Source organism: Trinickia symbiotica (genome assembly GCF_003028655.1).
GTDB lineage: Bacteria > Pseudomonadota > Gammaproteobacteria > Burkholderiales > Burkholderiaceae > Trinickia > Trinickia symbiotica_A.
The window spans coordinates 44,869-63,176 of record NZ_PYUC01000020.1 but is presented as its reverse complement, the minus strand read 5'-3'; the positions used below and the strand labels follow the sequence as shown (position 1 = coordinate 63,176).

Sequence of the window (18,308 nt, the reverse complement as noted above, 5' to 3'; positions counted from 1 at the left end):
ATAGAGCCTTTTCCCACAGATTGGCAAAATTTTTCTGCATCGCGCTTCCCGTTCGCATAAACCGCATTTGCTCGACGGCGCGGCCTGAACGGCGGTCGTGGACCACGCACCTGTCCATGTTATAAGGCGAGCAAGCCACGTGCACGGCGCCGCGGCTAGGAGCGCTCGTCGCCCAGCAGCTCGGTTAGCGCGTCGCGCAACAGCTCGATCGGCCGCAGGAGCCGGCCAGGCAAGGCTCCGTGCACGAGCCAGACGTTGAGGCGCCCGTCGAAGCCCGGGACATCGATCGGCCGTAACGCGTCTCGATACGGACTGCGCGCGAGCACGTGCGGCGTGACGACGCCGAGGCCGAGGCCGCGCGCGACGAGCGAGAGCTGCAAGTCCGACCCGAACGCTTCCACAGCGACTTCGAATCGAAGTCCGGCCGCTTGCAACGCGCGGTTCAACACGGAACGCATTCCGCAACCGTCCTGGTTGAGCACCCACGGGTAGCGCGCGAGTTCTTCGAGCGTCAGCGAAGCCGCCTCCTCGCCGCGTGGCGGGCGCGGCAACTCGAATGCACGCGAAGCCACGACGAGCGTCGGATGCACGGCCAGCAGCGTCGATGTGATCGAGTCCGGCATCTCGAAGGACGCCGGCATCAGGACGACCGCCGCGTCGACTTCGGCGCGCGTCAGGCGCTCGAGCAGCGCCGGCGACCATGCGGCCATCACGCGCAGCGTCAAGCGCGGAAACGCCGCGCGCAGCCGGTCGACAGGTGCCTCGAGCGCCAGCTCGGACAAGAACGGCGGCACGCCGATTCGCAGTTCGCCCGTCGGCTCGCTGCCTGGCGCCGCAACGGCGAGCAGATCGTCGACGGAGCGCAGCACCGCGCGCGCGAGCGCATACACCTCCCTGCCCGCGCTCGTCGGCTTCAGCGGCTTGCTCTGACGGTCGAGCAAAGGCACGCCGAGCATCGCCTCGAGGTTTTGCACGCGACGGGTGAGGCCGGGCTGCGTCAGATGCAGGCGCGTCGCCGCGCGCACCATCGAGCCGCTGTCGACGACCGCCACGAACGCCTGAAGGTCACGAGTATTCAAAACAGTGGCGCATAATCACTATCGATATCTTTCAATTGTCGCATAGAAGCCAGGCACTTACGATGAACGCTCCTTCACTCGTTCGTGGACCCAGCCGCTATGAACCGGCCCGCCGACACTTGCCCCGCCACGGTGACGGACAGCATCGAGGTCGAAGCACCGCAGACGCTCACGACCGCGCTCACGCTGCTCTTTGCCGCGGCAACCGGAATCATCGTCATCAATCTGTTCGCCGCACAGCCGCTCACGGGCCCGATCGCCCGCTCGCTCGCGCTGCCCGCGAGCCTCACCGGCGCTGTCGCCATGCTGCCGCAGCTGGGCTATGCGTTCGGGCTCGTGCTGCTCGTGCCGCTCGCCGATCTCGTCGAAAACCGCAGGCTTATCGTGCGCACGCTCGCGGCCGCGGCCGCGTGGCTCGGGGTCGCCTTGCTTACGCGCTCCGGGGCGCTCTTTCTCGCGGCGATCTTCTTTGCCGGCGCCACCTCGAGCGTCATTCAGATGCTCGTGCCGATGGCGGCGTCGATGGCGTCCGAGAGCCATCGCGGCCGCGCTGTGGGCAACGTGATGAGCGGCCTGATGCTCGGAATTCTGCTCTCGCGGCCGCTCGCGAGCGTCGTGGCGGGGTCGGTGGGATGGCGCGCGTTCTACGGGATCGCGGCCGCGGCGGACGTCGTGATCGCTTTCGTCCTCGCGACACAGCTGCCGAAACGGACACCCGAGGTCGCCACGGGATATCCCCAGTTGCTGGGGTCGCTATGGACGCTGCTGCGCCATGAGCGGACCTTGCAGCGCCGCGCCTTGTCCGCCGCGCTGGCGATGGGATCGTTCAGCGCGTTCTGGACGGCGATCGGCCTGAAGCTCGCGCAAGCGCCGTTCGGGCTCGACTTCTACGAGATCGGCATCTTCGCGCTCGCCGGCGCCGCTGGGGTCGTCGCCACGCCGCTCGCCGGCCGCGCCGGCGATCTCGGTCACGGGAGGGCGGCACTGACGATCGGCCACCTGAGCATGGTCGTCGCCGTGATCGCGAGCGGCATCGCGGGCGCCGGGTGGTTCGGCTTTTCGGTAAGCGCGCATCGCGGATGGGCGCTCGCCTTGCTCGTGGCGAGCGCGGCGACGCTCGATGCGGGCGTCGTGACCGATCAGACGCTGGGGCGGCGCGCGATCAACTTGATGAATCCCACCGCTCGCGGCCGGCTCAACGGTCTTTTCGTCGGCATCTTCTTCGTCGGCGGCGCGCTAGGCGCGTCGCTCGGCGGCTTGGGTTGGGCGTGGGGAGGCTGGACAGGTGTCACCGTCGTCGCGCTCGCATTCGCCGGCACTGCGCTCGCGCTCGGATTGGCGCGGGGAGCGAGCGATTAGGATGGTTGGCGAACCGTCGCGGCCGGCAACCGCCAGCGATGATGGCCGCGGCGAGAGAAGCTCGACGGTTCGATGCTTCGATGGTTCGTGATGACCGCCTATCGGCCCGCGCGCCGCGCCGCCACTTTGCCGAGCACGGCGAAATCCTTCTCGCCGTCGCCATGCGCGATCGCGTCGAGCAGGCTGTCGCGCACGACGCTAGCGATGGGCAGCGGCGTCGAGCAAGCCTCGGCGGCGGCGAGCGCCAGCCGCACATCCTTCAATCCGAGCCGCGCCTTGAACTGCGCGGGCTCGTAGCGATCCTCCGCAATGAGCTTGCCATAGCCTGAATAGACGGGGCCTGGGAATACGCTATTCGTGATCACGTCGAGAAAATCCGTCATCGCGACACCGTGCCCGGCGAGCAGCGCCGAAGCCTCGCCGAGTGTTTCGACGGCCGATGCCAACGCAAAGTTGGCGGCGAGCTTCACGACGTTCGCATGCTGCGGCGTCGGGCCGATCCGCCAGGTCTTCTGACCGATCGCATCGAGGACGGGCTGCACGCGATCGATCGCGGCGCTCGCGCCGGCGGCGATGATCGTGAGCTTGCCGGCCGCGGCGACGTCGGGGCGCCCCATGACCGGCGCGGCCACATAGTGAATCCCGCGCGCCTCGTGCTCGCGCGCGAACGCTTCGGCGAACGCGACGGAGACTGTCGCCATGTTCACGTGCACGAAATCGCGCGGCGCCTGATCGAGCAGGCCCGTCGCGAACACCTCGCGCACGGCCGCATCGTCGGCCAGCATCGAAAACGCGGCGTCGCCGGAAAACGCATCGGCCGGCGTATCGACGAGCTTGGCGCCCAGCGCCTCGAGCGGTTGCGCCCGCTCGCGCGACCGGTTCCAGACGCGCACGCCGTGGCCGGCTTTCAGGATGTTTTCCGCGATGCTCCGGCCCATGCTGCCGAGGCCGATAAATCCGATGTCCATCTATCGCTCCTTCTGACGAACGGCTCTTGCCGAAAGGCGGCTAGTAGAGCACGAACGTCCGGCGCCTGCAGTGGGCCCGACAAACCTCGGGGTCGCGCCCGCTATGCGATACTCGTATTCATGCCGCCCGTGACCGCGACTTTTCGCTTTTACGAAGAGCTGAACGACTTTCTGGCTCCGCCGCTGCGTCGGCGCGAGATCAGCTGTGTCTGCGCGCGGGCGGCCACCACCAAACACATGATCGAAGCACTCGGCGTGCCGCATACCGAAGTCGAGCTCATTCTCGTCAACGGCGAATCGGTCGGCTTCGATCGCGTGCTCGAAGAAGGCGATCGCGTCGCCGTCTATCCGAAGTTCGAGGCGCTCGACATCACGCCCATGCTGCGCGTGCGGCCGGCGCCCCTGCGCGTCATTCGCTTCGTGGCCGACGCCCATCTCGGCGGCCTCGCGCACCTGCTGCGCCTCGCCGGCTTCGATACGCTCTACGACAATCATTACGCCGATGAAGAAATCGAGGCGCTCGCCGCCGCCGAGGGTCGCATCGTTCTCTCGCGCGATCGCGAGTTGCTCAAGCGCCGTACGATCACGCACGGCTGTTATGTGCGCGCGCTGAAGCCGCAGGAACAATTACGCGAAATCGTCGGCAGACTCGACTTGATCCGAAGCCTCAGGCCGTTCCGCCTTTGTCTGACCTGCAACGTGCCGCTGCGCTCGCTCGAGCGGTCCGAGGCGCTCGGGCGCGTACCGGAGGGCGTCTTCGAGCGGCAAACGCGGTTCGTCACCTGCGACGTCTGCAAGCGCATCTTTTGGGAAGGCTCGCACTGGAGCCGCATGCGCGCGCTCGTCGATTCGCTCGCCCGCGACCGGAACGCCCCGTAGTCCGAAAACAGTTCAACGCGACCCGGCCCGCTTTCGAAATGGTTCGCGCTCCTATTGAACGCTCGCCTGCGACTGTAGTGGCTGAAAACGCACAGGACTCCGAAATTAACGGTTGACCGTCGTTTCACCGGGAAACTACAATTTCGGTATCTCAACAAGTGGGGTGTATCCCTTGGACGGTTGCAGTAGTCGACCTTCGAACAGTTTTTCTGCCTGACCGGCACGACGTCCGCGCTGATTCCCCTCTTCGCCGCCGTCTAGCCAGCAGGCAGACGGTGCGCTTCGTAGTCTTCTTTCTCTGACATCACTCGCGCATCGCTTCGAATGGCCGTTCCGCCATCGGATCGGAACGCGTGCGTATGGCCGGTATGGCCGTTTCCGCTCGCACGTCCGTTTTCGATGGTTCGGTGCGCACGGGCCGGGCGGCTTCGTGCGCCATTCGTTCGCGCGGCCGGCCGTACTGGCCGCGCGTGGTTGAACATGTCCGCGCGTAGCGCGGGCAACAAGCGATCGTCGAACACGATCCGTCGTTGCGCGGATGCGCAAACGCCCGGCGGACCGAGTCGTCGCTCCAATAACCGGCATCATCAGCGGAAGAAGCGAAATGTCCACACCTGCAAACATCACAAACCTGGCCCGAGCACGTAGCGCCGTGCTCGACGACGCGCACATCGGCGACATCAGGGGTGCGTTCGGCACCATCGCCCATCACGACGTGGCGCCGCGCCGCACGTGGATGGCGCGCCTGCGCACGCTGCTCGCCATCCTCGGCCCGGGCCTCATCGTCATGGTCGGCGACAACGACGCCGGCGCGTTCGGCACCTACACGCAAGCGGGCCAGAACTACGGCACGACGCTGCTCTGGACGCTCGCCCTGCTGATTCCGGTGCTCTACGTGAACCAGGAGATGGTGCTGCGGCTCGGCGCCATCACGGGCGTGGGCCATGCGCGTCTCATCTTCCAGCGCTTCGGCAGGTTCTGGGGCGCCTTCAGCGTCATCGACCTGTTCCTGCTCAATGCGCTCACGATCGTCACCGAATTCATCGGCATCACGTTCGCGCTGCAATTTCTCGGCGTGCCGAAGATCGTCGGCGTCTGCGCGGCCGCCGTGCTGACGATGGCCGCCGTCAGCACCGGCGACTTCCGGCGCTTCGAGCGCTTTGCCATCGTGCTCTGTCTGCTGAGCTTGCTGCTCGTGCCCGTGCTCGTGTCGATCCATCCGCCCGTCGGCGTCATCGCGCACGACTTCGCCGTGCCGGGCTGGCCGCACGGCGCGAAGCTCTCGGACGTCATGCTGCTCGTGATCGGCATCGTCGGCACGACGATCGCCCCGTGGCAATTGTTCTTCCAGCAAAGCTATGTGATCGACAAGCGCATCACGCCGCGCTTCATGAAGTACGAAAAGGCAGACCTCTGGATCGGGATCGTCTTCGTGATCGTCGGCGCTGTCGCGATGATGGCGTTCACAGCCGCGCTCTTTTCCGGCCGCCCCGAGTCCGGCAATTTCACCGACGCGGGCGGCGTGATCGCGGGGTTGCATCAGTATGTCGGCAAGACGTCGGCGACAATCTTCGCCGTGGCGCTGCTCGACGCATCGATCATCGGTGCCGCCGCGGTCTCGCTCGCCACCGCCTACGCGATCGGCGACGTGTTCGCGATCCGTCATTCGCTGCATCGAGGCGTGTCCGACGCGAAGGGGTTTTATCTCGTCTACTTCGCGATCATCGCGCTTGCCGCCACGCTCGTGCTGCTGCCGGGCACGCCGCTCGGCCTCTTGACCGAAGCCGTACAAACGCTCGCCGGCGTGCTGTTGCCGAGCGCAACGGTGTTCCTGCTGCTGCTTTGCAACGACAAGGCGGTGCTGGGCCCATGGGTCAACTCGAAGCGGCTCAACGCGTTCACGGGCAGTGTGATTGCGATCCTCGTCGTGCTCTCGGTCATCCTGACGGCCGCGACGGTCTTCCCCGACATCACGGGCGGCACGATCGTCGAGATTCTCGTCGGCGGGCTCGTGCTCTTCGTCGTCGGGTACTTGGCGACGCTGATCGCGCAGCGCCGAGTAGGGAAGCCAGTCGTCGGCAGGGAACATAAGCCGGCAGGCGGGAGTGGCGACGCCCACACAGACCGCGATTCATGGCGTATGCCGCCGCTCGACGAATTGCCGCCGCCGAAGCTGACGCTTTCGACGCGCGTATGGATGGCCGCGATGCGCGGATATCTGGTGATCGCCGTCGGGCTCGTCATCGTCAAGGTCGTGCAACTCGCGGTGCATTGACCAAAAGAGGTGTGCACGCCGCGGCCGCTGCCCGGCCGCTGCCGCTCGATGATCGCCATCGTGCGGCAGCGGTCTTGCTCCCAGCGTCGGGGCCTGTTCAGCCCTTCTTCTCGTCCGCGGCGTCGTAACGTCCGCGTGCCGCGGCTCCATTGAGCCGTGCGCGCTTGAGCAGCGCCTGCCGCGCCTCCCCGACATTCGCGGACTGGCCGCGCCACGCTTTCAACGGCGGCTCCTGCAGCGCCCTCGCATAAGAAAAGCTGAGCGGCCACGGGCGCCGTCCTGTGCGATTGATCGCATCGAGATGCGCGGTCGCCTGCTCAGGCGTCTGGCCGCCGGACAGGAAGAAAACGCCGGCCACGACGGGCGGCACCGTGCGGCCAAGCACCGTCACCGTGCTCGATGCCACTTCGTCGATACTCGCCTGCTTCGCGTCCTCCTTGCCCGGCAGCACCATGCTCGGCTTCAGCAGCATCAACTCGAGCGCGACGCCATGGCGGTGCAGCGCATGAAAGACCTCGTGCAAGACCGCTTCGGTGACTTCGGCGCAGCGCTCGATCGAGTGATCGCCATCGATCAGCACCTCCGGCTCGACGATCGGCACGACGCCCGCCTCCTGGCAAATCGCCGCGTAGCAGGCCAGCGATTCCGCATTCGTCTCGATCGCCAATCGGCTCGGCAACGTGTCCGACACGTTGTAGACCGCGCGCCACTTCGCAAAGCGTGCGCCCTGCTCCTTGTAATGCGCGAGTCGCTCGGCGAGACCGTCGAGCCCTTGCGTGATTTCGTCGCCGGCCGCATTGACGAGCGGAACCTTGCCTTTGTCGACCTTGATGCCGGGCACGATGCCCTGGCGCTCGGCCAGACGCGGCAGCAGTTCGCCGTCGTCGGCCTTTTGCCCGAGCGTTTCCTCGTACAGGATGACGCCGCTCACGAACTCGCCGAGCCCCGGCGCACCGAGCAGCAGGCTGCGCCACTGACGGCGGTTCTCTTCCGTCGACTCGATGCCGACCGTCTTGAACCGCTTCGCGATCGTCGGGCCGCTCTCGTCGGCTGCGAGCAGCCCTTTGCCCTCCTGCACGAGGGCATCGATGGTGGCTTGTAATTCCTCTCTGAGCGTACTCATCGTCGATCCTCCGAAAGCTGTTGCACCAGGGACCATTGAATGCCGGCGACTTCTAGCGGCAAGAAGACTCCGGCGCGCGGATGAACCGCCTGGTGCCGGTCCGCCCTGCGCTGCAAGTTCGGTGCCCACGAAGCGCCGAGGCGTGGCGCGGCGCGGCACGCCTCGGCGGCCGCTCACTCATCACTCGTGAGTCGCCTCTCCATCGTCAGCCATCATCGCAGCGCCGGATTCCGCAATCCGTGCGACACCGCGCCGAAACTCGTCGAGCGCCCGCGCGCTCGCAGCGATTCCCTTCGCGCAAACCCGGTCGCGCAAAGCGCTGCAACGCCGGCTCGCCTCGCGCTCGCCGAGCGCGAGCAGCGCGCCGTTCACTCGGTGCAATGCTTGTAAGAACGACTCGGTGTCGCCGCGTCTTGCGGCGGCGCACAAACGCTCATCGTCCTCGGGCCAAGATGCGGCAAACACCGCGTGCAGCGTTGGGGCGCGCGATTTGCCGGCACTCGCGCGCGGCGCGACGAGCAATTTCATCGATGGAAAGCCGGGTGTCGAGGGCGGCACCGATGAAGACGGCACGGGAAACGCCGGCTGCGACGACGCGAACACGATGTCGAGCGTCTCGCGCAGCCGCTCGAGCGAGAGCGGCTTCATGAGAAGCGCGGCGAAACCGCTGCGCCTCGCGTCAGCGGCCGCGTTCGGCGCGGCGGTATGCGCGATCACGGGCATCGTCATCCCTTCTTTGCGCAAAGCCGTCAGCAGTTCGCGGCCGCCCATGAGAGGCACGCAGAGATCGGCCACGACGACATCGCAAGCTTGCTGCAGGCAGGCCGCAAGTGCCTCCTGCCCGTCGGCGGCGACGGCAATCTGGCGATAGCCGAGCGCGTCGAGCTGGTCGGCGAGCAGCGCGCGGCTGACGGGATCGTCGTCGACGATGAGTATTCGCGCGCCGCGATCTTCGCCGCGTGGCGGCGCATGGGTATTGCCGCTCGTCTCCGGGCCGGGCACTGCACCGTCGCGCTCGCAAGCGACGACGGCCAGCTCGAGCTTCGCCCACGAAAGCGAAGTGACGTGCAGCGCGCCCGCGCGACGTTGCGGATGGAGCGGGCCGCGCTCGGAAACGACGACGATATCGACATACGCCGCACGCGCCGCGCGCCAGACCGGCGGAATGTCGTCGGCATGGGAGCCGAGCACGATCAGGGTACGCACGCCCGTCGCCGCGAGAGGCGCATCGGGGCGTGCTTCTTCGATCCGAGCCACCGCGCCGAACCGATGACGCAACCGGGCGAGGAGCGTGGCCCGCCAGGCGGCGTGGTTGCAAGCGACAGCGATCGTGTCGAACGCGAGCGTCTCATCGATCGGTGCGGCCGGGGAGGCCTTCACAGTGCGATCGCGAGGCAGCGGCAGACGCACCGTGAAGACGGCGCCGCGCCCCTCCACGCTTTTCACGTCGATGCGGCCGCCCATCAGATCGACGAGACGCCGGCTCAGCGACAACCCAAGTCCGGTGCCGCCGAAGCGGCGCCCGATCGAACCGTCGGCCTGCACGAACGGCTCGAAGATGCGCGTGAGCTGACTTGCCGGAATGCCGATGCCCGAATCGGCGACGGACAAGACCACCATCTCGTCACCGCCCGCCGCATGCGCCACCGTCGCCCGCAGCGTAATCGAGCCGCTTTGCGTGAACTTGCAGGCGTTGCCGAGCAGATTCGTCACGATCTGCGCGATGCGCAACCCATCGCCGTTCCAACTGCCGCCGATCGACGGATCGATGAGGCAGAGAAAGCGCAGCCCCTTGCCGGTGATGGCCGGCGCGAGCGTCTGCGCGCAACGCTCGACGACCTCGTCGAGTCGAAACGGCTCGACGTGCAAGCGCAGCTCGCGCGCCTCGGCCTTCGACAGATCGAGCACATCGTCGACGAGCGAGAGCAAGGAATCGAACGCGCGCCTGACTGAGCCGACGCGCGCAGCCTGCGAAGGCGTCAGGGCCTCCATCGACAGCAGCTCGAGATTGCCGAGCGCGCCATAAAGCGGCGTGCGCAGCTCATGACTGATCGTGGCGACGAGCATCGACTTGGCGCGACTCGCCTCGTCGGCGGCCCGCCGGGCACGGCGCAGCAGCCGAACGGTTTCCTTCTGGCGGCTGATGTCGGTGAGGCTGCAAAGCACGACCTCCTGCAGACGATAGCGCGCCCGCGCGAATGCTACGGCGAGCTCGCGGCGCATGCCGTCGGCCCCTGTTACGGACACCTCGGCGCTGCGAACGGCGCCGGTGGGCGTCGGGCGCGAACCGCTGGACGCATCGACGAGCGCGTGGTGACGCGCACCGCGGGACCCGTTGCCGGATGCCCCTCGCGCGGCGCCGCGGCGCCCTCGGCGTGTGCGGCGGCGCCTGCGCGGACGGGGCTCGAGGAGCCGCGCGTAGAAGCCCGCCTCGTCGGCCGACGCCGATAGCAGTGCGCGCGCAATGTCGTTCTGCAAGACGATGCGGCGTGTCGCGGGATCGAATACGGTAAGGCCGACCGGTGCGGTGGCGAGCACCGTGCGGCTGAACGCCTCGCTTTCGAAGACGCTGTGGGCGCGCAGACGGAGCGGCGCGAGCACGAACCGGTCTATGAGCAGAACGAACGCCCACTGCACGGCGAGGACGACGGAAGTCAGCGCGACGGTCCAACCGATCGGCCCTTTGAGATTGGCCGCGATCGTGCGCCAATCGAAGGCCGACACCGCGATCCATCCGGGCCCGGCAATATGCTGGATGATGAAGAAATCGCCGCCGCGACGCACGAGCCGTACGCGCTCGTCGGCGAGCTCGAAGACGGACGGTTTCGCAGCCAATGCGCGCATCCAGCGCTCGCCGCGCGGATTCGATTCGTCGATGCCGATCAGATGGCGGCGATCGCGCGACACCATGAAGAAATCGGGATCGTGCACCGCCGGCTGGAAGAGCCGGGGAATCTGCCTGGCCGGCAACGTCACGGCGAGCACGGCAAGGCGCTCGTCGCCGCGATAGATCGGCGCCGCGTAGTGCTTGACGAGGGCACCGTACATGTCCGAGTCGTGGAGCGCGACCCAGAACACCCGGTCGCGGCGCAGCAAGGCGTCCGCGTGATGGCCGAGTTCCGCGTCGACGTGGGCGACATAGCGGTCGATGAGGGCTTCGATGCCGTCCGAGGCGGGCCGTGCGGCCGTGCTCGCGTTTTCGTTGCGCCCCGGCGTGGGGGTATGCGCCTCGGTTCCTTCCGCTTGCGCGCCGCCCATGAGCCTTTCGTTGCGCAGCGGCGGCCAGGCCGCCAGAAAGCGCCGATCCTCGGTATAGAGAAAGCCGCCGATGTCGTCAGCCGCTTCGTGCCGCCTCAACAGCGAGCGCGGCGAAATCTCGCGCACGAGCCGCAGCAAGCCGGCGAGACGCTCGCGATCCTCGGGCGCCGACAGCGTCGAAACGATCGTGAACGGCGCCGCACCGAGGTCCTGCCCCGTGACGGCTATACCGCCGTTTTGCGCGAGCAGCCGCGAATAGCGGTCGACAGGCACGATATCGCGCTCGTGCACGGCGCTAAGCGCCTCGTAGGTTTCGACCGTATGCCGCAAGCGCGCCTGATTGCGCTCGACCGACGCGTTGACGAAGTCGCGCTGCGCGAGGAAGCCGGCACGCCAGTCGTCGATGCAGCGCGTATAACGATGCGCGATGCCGGCGATGGCGGCCGCGAGGATCGAAAGCGTCAGTACGGCACCGCCGCCGAACAGCAGCGTGCGATCGTAGAGGCCGGGGAACGATGCATTTTCGGCGGACCGGCGCAGGCGCTTCCGCCATGCGGCCAGCCTGCGCGACCACGAGCGTTTTCGGTTCATCGGCGCGACGTCCTTGTGGCGCCTCAAACTGGGCGCCGCTAGGGTAGTGAGAGGCCGTTACGCTAGCCAAGTCGAGTCGCGATGAAACAGAGAATGCCTAAAAATAGGACGATCACGCAGTGTGGGGCGGTGTGGGGCGCGAGCGGCGAGCGGCGAGCGGCGAACGCGGCGATCAGCGCCGCGCCCGTCTTTGTCACCGCGTAGCGGCGCGCTCACACGCGGGCAGTGCGCTCGCGCTTGCGTACGAACGGCAAGCGCCGCAGCACGTTGAAGGCAATGAGGTTACCCGTCACGACGAGCAAGAGGCCGACGACGGCTGAAAGGGACCAGCGGTAGCCTTCGAACACCGTCGAGACGGCGAGCGCGACGAACGGAAACAGCACCGTGCAGTAGGCGGCCCGCTCGGGACCGATGCGTCCGACGAGCGTCAGGTAGGTCGTAAAACCGATGACCGAGCCCGGTATGGCGAGATAGACGAGCGCGCCGAGATAGCGAACCGTCGATTCGGGCTCGAAAGAGAGGCCCGCCGCGAAGCTGCCGGCCGTCAGAATCGCGGCGCCGATCAGCATCGCCCAGCCGTTCGTGACGGTCGGGTGCAGCCCCATCGCCTGCATGCGGCTCGAAAGGAGATTGCCGGCCGAAAACGACATCGTGCCGACGAGCGTAATCAAGAGCCCCACCCACATCGCATGATCGTTCGCATGCCCGACCATTTGGGGCGCGAAGAGACACAGGATGCCGATCAGGCCGAGCACCGCGCCGACGAGCGCGCTCGGCTGAAGCGCACGGCCCATGAAGATGCGCCCGTTAATCGCATTGAAGAGCGGGGCCGTCGAGAAAACGACGGCCACGAGCCCGCTCGGCACGATCTGCTCGGCGTAGTAGAAGCAGAGAAAATTCACGCAAAAGAGCGCGAGACCCTGCGAGAAAAGCAGCGGCCAGGCCTTGCGCGGCGGCAACAGCGGCCGGCGCATGAGACGCACGAGCGCGAGCATGACGAGCGCGGCGAGCCAGAAGCGAAAGGCGATCGAGACCGGGGGCGCGACGACGCCGGTCTGCCATTTGATCGCGATCCAGGTCGTGCCCCAGATCAAGACGGTGGCGAAATAAAGCAAGAGATTCATGTTCGAGTCCAATTTGTCTTTTGGCCGGAAGCCCGCACGCCGCACGCAAATCGGGCGTGTGCCGGGCGGACCGACGGCGAAACCTGACCCGACTATGCATCGCCGGCCGGTCCCGGCGTTGTCCAGGCTTGCGGTTTTTTCGGGACAGCCAGGGCGCCGAACGCGCTGGCTCGCTATACTCGGAGCTCCTCGATGATCGTTACGAATTGCATTTTTGCCGTGGATGCGAGCCCGTTCCTGACCACCGCCGATCGCGCCGGCGCACCTTCAGCGTGCGCCGCGCCCGACGCCGCCTTGGCGGCCGGCGCGCGCGTGGACGAGCCGCCATTCGGCATGCACTCGATCGGCCGCACGCTCGCCGAGGCCAATGCGACGCTCGAGCGTTTCGCCTGGCTCGGCGATCGGCTCGCGGCAGCCGTCTGGCGGCGCGACATCGTCGAAGCCGAAACGGCTTACGACAATCCAGGCCACCATACGCTCTCGTGTTATCTCGACGGCGGCCATCGGACCGAGCGCCAGAAACTGCCGGGACGGTATGGCGCGCCGCAGCGGCTTTGCGCGCTGCCGAGCGATCATGAATCGCGCTGGTGGGTACGCGGGCACATGCATTTCGTGCATCTCTACTTCCTGCCCGAGCATTTCACGCGCCGGGCCATCCGCGAACTCGATCGCGAACCGCGCGAGCTCACGCTCGCCGATCGGACTTACTTCGAGGACGCGCGGCTGGCGGCGCTCTGTCAATCGCTCGCCGTCGCGCCGTGGGACGACCCCGACGATCGGCTGCGCGCCAACGAAGCCGCGCACGAGATCCTGAGCCTGTTGCTGCGCGGCCAGGCCGTGCGCCGAGACGAAGCGCCCGTCACGGGCGGGCTCGCCCCGGCGACGCGCCGCCGCGTACGCGAATACATCGACGCTCATCTGTCGCGCTCGCTCACGCTCGGCGAGCTCGCCGAGGTCGCCTGCCTGTCCGAATTCCACTTCTCGCGCATGTTTCGCGCATCGTTCGGCATGCCGCCGCATGCTTGGATCGCCGAGCAACGCATCGAACGCGCACGGGCGCTGCTGCGCTCGACGACGCTTGCGCTCGATCGGGTTGCGGCCGAATGTGGCTATGCAAATACCAGCCACCTCGGCCACCGGTTTCGCGCGGCCGTGGGCGCTTCCCCGCTCGGCTTTCGGCGTGCAATGAAGGCCGCCTGATCGCCGTTCCCTCGTTCTTGCCCCGGATGTAGCCGCGCTATCGCATCGATAGCCACCCATCGTTATCGCCGCGATGCGAACGTTCAATTGTTCTTTTTCCGCGGCGCACGGCACCATTCGTCGTAACAGGGTTGAAGCAACGAAAGCGCGACGACGAGGTGTGCGATGACGACAGCACAATTACAGCTGGGAATGACGGAACGAACGACGCAGGCGATCGGCGCCGCGCTTAGCCCGCGCGGCACGAGCCTGCGCTCGGCGCTGCTCTTCGCCGGCCCGGCTGTCGTCGCGTCCATCGCCTACATGGATCCGGGCAACTTCGCCGCCAACATCCAGGCCGGATCGCAGTACGGCTATTCGCTGCTCTGGGTCGTCGCCGTCGCCAATGTCATCGCGATGCTGTTTCAGGCGCTTTCGGCCAAGCTCGGTACCGTCACGGGCCGCAATCTCGCCGAAATGAGCCGCGAGCATTTTTCTCGGCCCGTCGTCTACGCGATGTGGGGCGTCAGCGAAATTGCCGCGATGGCCACGGACCTCGCCGAATTTCTCGGCGGCGCGATCGGCCTCTCACTGCTTTTCCATTTGCCGTTGTGGGCCGGGATGATCGTGACGGGCATCGTCACGTACGGCATCCTCGCGGCCGAAAAACGCGGATTTCGGCCGATGGAACTCATCATCGGTGGATTGATTGCCGCTGTTGCGCTCTCGTACGTGATCGAGCTTTCGATCGTCGATATCGATTGGCAACAAGCCGTGCACGGCGCCATCGTGCCGCAATTGCCCGGCGCCGGGGCGCTGTCGGTCGCCGTGGCGATGCTCGGCGCGACCGTCATGCCGCATGCCATCTACCTGCATTCCGGACTCACGCAGAACCGCGCGCCGGCGCGCAACAATACCAGTCGCCTGAAGCTGCTGCGCTTTTCGAATTGGGAAGTCGCCATCGCGCTTTCGGTGGCCGGACTCGTCAATATGGCGATGATCGTCATGGCGTCGGGCGCGTTTCACGACGGGCACGCCGACGTGGCGCAGATCGAGACCGCCTATCACAGCCTCGTGCCCCTCTTCGGCGCCGGCGCGGCTGCCGTGTTCCTGATCGCGCTGATCGCGTCGGGCGTGTCGAGTTCCGTCGTCGGGACGATGGCCGGGCAGATGATTATGCAAGGCTTCGTCGGCTTCCGGATTCCCGTCGGCCTGCGCCGCCTCATCACGATCGTGCCGGCCGTCGTCGTCGTCGCGCTCGGCGCCAATGCCACCGAAGCACTCGTCTACAGCCAGATCGTGCTCAGCCTTGCGCTGCCGGTTCCGATGATCGCCCTCGTCGTATTGACGAATCGGCGCGACATCATGGGGCCCTTCGCCAACACCGGCACGGTGAGGCTTGCGGCCGTGGGGGCGACCGCGTTGATCGTGGTGCTCAACGTCGTGCTCGTTTTGCAGACGCTCGGTGTGGCGGTACCGGGATTGGGCGCGGCTTGAGCGACGCGGATTGTTCACGCGTGCACACCAGTGATTTCAGATACCGCGTATTTATTCGTGAGATGTCGCCTTTTAGACTGGTTTCATGTAGCAACAGTCGGCGCCGTTCCGGGCATGGGCAGCGACGGTCCCGGAGCCGGCCGCGGCGTTTGAAACGATTGGAGGTTGCCATGTTCGCGACATCGGAATACATCGCGCTCGACGAAATGAACAAGCTCGTTGAATGGACGCAGGCTTGGTACGAAGAAGCGCTTTCGGCCCACTACGTCGAGGAACCCTATCAGCCCGAGGCTGAGGTGCTGACCCGTATGCATCAGTACTTCCGGTTTGGTCTGACGCCGGAAGAGGCGGTGCAGGCGTGCTTTGGCCTCAAGCACTGAAGCGTGAACGGGTTCCGGAGAACGTCGAAGTCGACCGGGCCGCTCGGCGGTTTTCAGAGCGATCGTCGATACATCACGAAACCCGGTTTATCCGCCACGGAGTCGTAGAGCCGCATCGCGGTGTGGTTGGTTTCGTGCGTGTGCCAGTAGACGCGTTCGGCGCGCGCGGCACGCGCTTCGGCGTAGACCGCTTCGATCAACGCTCGGCCGACGCCTTTGCCGCGCTCGCTTTCGAGCGTGAAAAGATCCTGCAGATAGCAGATGGGGCCGGCGAGCGTGGTACTGCGGTGATAAAGAAAATGCACGAGGCCGACGAGGGCCTCGCCCCGCTGCGCGACGAACGCGTGCATGGGCTCGTAGCCGTCGAAGAACCGCGACCACGTCAGATTCGTGATCTCCCGCGGCAAGGCCGTATCGCCGAAACGGCCATAGAAACGGTTATAGCCGTCCCACAGCGGGAGCCAACGGTCGAAATCGCTCGCCTCGATGGGCCGTACGATCAGCGGCGCGTCGGTGGTCAATGATGCGTTCATTCGACTTGTCCTTATTCTGTAGGTTCTGTAGGCACGATGAGAGGGCATGCTAGCACGCATGTGCGCTGTCGATTTCTCCTTGCCTCGATCGTCGCGTAGGATCGGGGGGCTCATCCTCCGTTCACTCCGGGAGTCGATCATGTCTACACAAACCGTCCGTCTGCATCGAGTCATTCGGGCCACGCCCGAGCGCATCTATCGCGCATTCCTCGACGCGAATGCCATGTCCAAGTGGCTTCCGCCGAATGGGTTCACCGGCAAGGTTCATGAGCTCGATGCCAAGGTGGGGGGCGGCTATCGGATGTCGTTCACGAACTTCACGACGGGCGATAGCCATTCTTTCGGCGGCGAGTATCTCGAGCTCGTGCCGCACGAGCGGCTTCGGTATACAGCGCAGTTCGACGATCCGAACATGCCGGGGACCATGCAGACGACGGTGTCGCTACGGGCTGTGATCTTCGGAACAGAGCTCCATGTCGTGCAGGAAGGCATACCGGAAGTCATTCCCGCCGAAGCCTGCTATCTCGGGTGGCAGGAGTCGCTTGCGTTGCTCACGTTGTTGGTGGAGGCCGAGATTCGACAGTAGTTGAAAGGCCGCTCACAGACACGAGCGGCCTGTCTCTTTCAGCCCGCCACCTCCGGAGCGCGGGCTGTTTCCTCGCTCGCTCCTGGCTCGATCGCCGGCACGGGCCGCCGGACCATCAATCCGTAGAACAGCGCGGCGAATGCCGCGATGATGCCGCCGCTCGTCAGCGCGAGGGCATACGAGCCCGTGTGATCGACGAGATAGCCGGCCACGACCGGCGAGAACGCACCACCGAAGTAGCCGCCGAAATTTTGGATCGAGCAAACAGAGGCGACAAGCTTGGGCGGCGCGATGTCGGCGGCCATCGCCCATGCGCTGCCGATCGTCGCGGCGATGCATGCGAGGCCGAGCGTCGTCGCGACGAGCGTTCCATTGAGCGTCGCGATGAACGGCAGCGTGATCGCACAAGCGCCAGCCAAGAGCGCGCAGACGACGAGCACCGCGCGCTTCGCCCCCATCGGCGACGCGATTTGGCGATCGACGAGCTTTTTCGTCAAATACCCGCCGGCGATTTCACCGAGCGCGCCGCCGACCCAAGGCACGGCCGCGTAGACGCCGAGCTGCGCGAACGTCACGTGAAAGCGATCGAGCAGGTAAAGCGGCAGAAAGACCAGAAACAGGTTCCACAGCCAGATCGCGCAGAAGTAGCCGAAGATCATGCCCCAGACACTGCGCTGCTTGAAGAGCGCGCCCCACGCGAGATGCGAGCCGCGGCCGAGCGCACGCTCGTGGCCGCCGCCACCCGCTTCGATATGGTCGAATTCGGCACGCGAAAGACGCTTGCTGTCGCGCGGGTTCCGGTACAGCACCATGAAGACGAGCGCGAACGCGATGCCGGCGATACCCGTCACATGGAACAAGGCGCGCCAACCGAATGCGACCATCAGCGCGATCAGCAACGCCGGCGCGAGCGCGGGGCCCCACTTCGACGACGAATCCCAGATGCCCGTGGCGAAGCTGCGCTCCTTGCCCGGGAACCAGATGGAAGTGATTTTCGCGGCGGTCGGCCAGCATGGGGCCTCGCCGACCGCAAGCAGGACGCGCATGACGATCAAGCCTGAAAGCGCGCCGACGACGCCCGTCAGGTAAGTCGCCACGCTCCACCAGATCATGCCGAGTGCATAGGCGCGCTTCGCGCCGAAACGATCGACGATCCAGCCGGCGGGCAACTGCATCACCGCGTACGTCCAGGCGAAGACCGTGCCGAGCAGGCCGATGTCGGTCCGCGTGAGGCCCAGCTCATGGATCATTTCGGGCGCGGCGATCGAGAGACTCGCGCGATCGAGGTAGTTGATGATGCCGCCGAGCAGCAGCCAGATGAGAACGGTCCAGCGGAGGTTCGGAATGCTCGCCCCGGACACTGCGGCTTGGGTGACGGTCGTCCTATCGTCCATAGCGTCTCCATGGTTATAGGACCGACGTCGTGACGTGCGTCGGTCTCGAATAGTAAAACTATATCGACCGACGTCCGCCTGCG

General features: G+C 66.1%; 14 protein-coding genes. 7 read left to right on the top strand and 7 right to left on the bottom strand.

Annotated elements, in window-relative coordinates; genetic code table 11:
• Positions 1 to 155: 155 nt before the first annotated feature.
• Positions 156 to 1,079 carry a LysR family transcriptional regulator gene (locus tag C9I57_RS28775; protein ID WP_107153951.1) on the bottom strand — a complete coding sequence of 308 codons (924 nt, stop codon included), beginning with the start codon at positions 1,077 to 1,079 and terminating at the stop codon, positions 156 to 158.
• A 99-nt stretch (positions 1,080 to 1,178) separates the two neighbouring features.
• Between C9I57_RS28775 and C9I57_RS28770 the strand changes: the two genes are divergently transcribed.
• Positions 1,179 to 2,438, top strand: a complete 1,260-nt coding sequence (locus C9I57_RS28770; protein WP_107153950.1) for an MFS transporter — start codon at positions 1,179 to 1,181, stop codon at positions 2,436 to 2,438.
• Between the two features lie 98 nt (positions 2,439 to 2,536).
• On the opposite strand, the gene C9I57_RS28765 is transcribed toward C9I57_RS28770, so the two are convergent.
• Positions 2,537 to 3,406: an NAD(P)-dependent oxidoreductase gene (locus C9I57_RS28765; RefSeq protein ID WP_107153949.1), complete on the bottom strand. Its 870-nt coding sequence runs from the start codon at positions 3,404 to 3,406 to the stop codon at positions 2,537 to 2,539.
• A 120-nt stretch (positions 3,407 to 3,526) separates the two neighbouring features.
• Between C9I57_RS28765 and C9I57_RS28760 the strand changes: the two genes are divergently transcribed.
• Together C9I57_RS28760 and C9I57_RS28750 are read left to right on the top strand one after the other, a co-directional pair.
• Complete coding sequence (locus C9I57_RS28760; RefSeq protein ID WP_107153948.1) at positions 3,527 to 4,285, top strand: Mut7-C RNAse domain-containing protein; 759 nt, start codon at positions 3,527 to 3,529, stop codon at positions 4,283 to 4,285.
• A 604-nt stretch (positions 4,286 to 4,889) separates the two neighbouring features.
• Positions 4,890 to 6,560, top strand: coding sequence for an NRAMP family divalent metal transporter (locus tag C9I57_RS28750; RefSeq protein ID WP_107153946.1), 1,671 nt, complete (start codon positions 4,890 to 4,892; stop codon positions 6,558 to 6,560).
• A 97-nt stretch (positions 6,561 to 6,657) separates the two neighbouring features.
• Here C9I57_RS28750 and C9I57_RS28745 read toward each other — a convergent pair whose 3' ends face one another.
• The 3 genes from C9I57_RS28745 to C9I57_RS28735 all read right to left on the bottom strand — a co-directional run bounded on the left by C9I57_RS28745 (position 6,658) and on the right by C9I57_RS28735 (position 12,656).
• Entirely contained in the window at positions 6,658 to 7,683 is a 1,026-nt protein-coding gene (locus tag C9I57_RS28745; RefSeq protein ID WP_107153945.1) for a class I fructose-bisphosphate aldolase, read from the bottom strand.
• Positions 7,684 to 7,863: 180 nt separating this feature from the next.
• Positions 7,864 to 11,532: an ATP-binding protein gene (locus tag C9I57_RS28740; protein ID WP_107153944.1), complete on the bottom strand. Its 3,669-nt coding sequence runs from the start codon at positions 11,530 to 11,532 to the stop codon at positions 7,864 to 7,866.
• A 212-nt stretch (positions 11,533 to 11,744) separates the two neighbouring features.
• Complete coding sequence (locus tag C9I57_RS28735) at positions 11,745 to 12,656, bottom strand: DMT family transporter (RefSeq protein WP_107153943.1); 912 nt, start codon at positions 12,654 to 12,656, stop codon at positions 11,745 to 11,747.
• A gap of 333 nt (positions 12,657 to 12,989) precedes the next feature.
• Between C9I57_RS28735 and C9I57_RS28730 the strand changes: the two genes are divergently transcribed.
• From C9I57_RS28730 to C9I57_RS28720, 3 genes are all read left to right on the top strand, one after another.
• A complete protein-coding gene (locus C9I57_RS28730) occupies positions 12,990 to 13,856 on the top strand; it encodes a helix-turn-helix domain-containing protein (RefSeq protein ID WP_258187881.1) in 867 nt (288 codons plus the stop codon).
• A gap of 165 nt (positions 13,857 to 14,021) precedes the next feature.
• A complete protein-coding gene (locus C9I57_RS28725; RefSeq protein WP_107153941.1) occupies positions 14,022 to 15,332 on the top strand; it encodes an Nramp family divalent metal transporter in 1,311 nt (436 codons plus the stop codon).
• Positions 15,333 to 15,502: 170 nt separating this feature from the next.
• Entirely contained in the window at positions 15,503 to 15,712 is a 210-nt protein-coding gene (locus tag C9I57_RS28720; RefSeq protein WP_107153940.1) for a hypothetical protein, read from the top strand.
• Positions 15,713 to 15,765: 53 nt separating this feature from the next.
• Here the strand turns inward: C9I57_RS28720 and C9I57_RS28715 are convergent, their stop codons facing one another.
• The gene (locus C9I57_RS28715) at positions 15,766 to 16,245 is read right to left on the bottom strand and encodes a GNAT family N-acetyltransferase (RefSeq protein WP_107153939.1); all 480 of its coding nucleotides are present in this window, start codon (positions 16,243 to 16,245) and stop codon (positions 15,766 to 15,768) included.
• Positions 16,246 to 16,384: 139 nt separating this feature from the next.
• Here C9I57_RS28715 and C9I57_RS28710 point away from each other — a divergent pair, with 139 nt between their 5' ends.
• Entirely contained in the window at positions 16,385 to 16,831 is a 447-nt protein-coding gene (locus C9I57_RS28710; protein ID WP_107153938.1) for an SRPBCC family protein, read from the top strand.
• Positions 16,832 to 16,869: 38 nt separating this feature from the next.
• Here C9I57_RS28710 and C9I57_RS28705 read toward each other — a convergent pair whose 3' ends face one another.
• Positions 16,870 to 18,225, bottom strand: a complete 1,356-nt coding sequence (locus tag C9I57_RS28705) for an MFS transporter (protein WP_107153937.1) — start codon at positions 18,223 to 18,225, stop codon at positions 16,870 to 16,872.
• Positions 18,226 to 18,308: the final 83 nt, after the last annotated feature.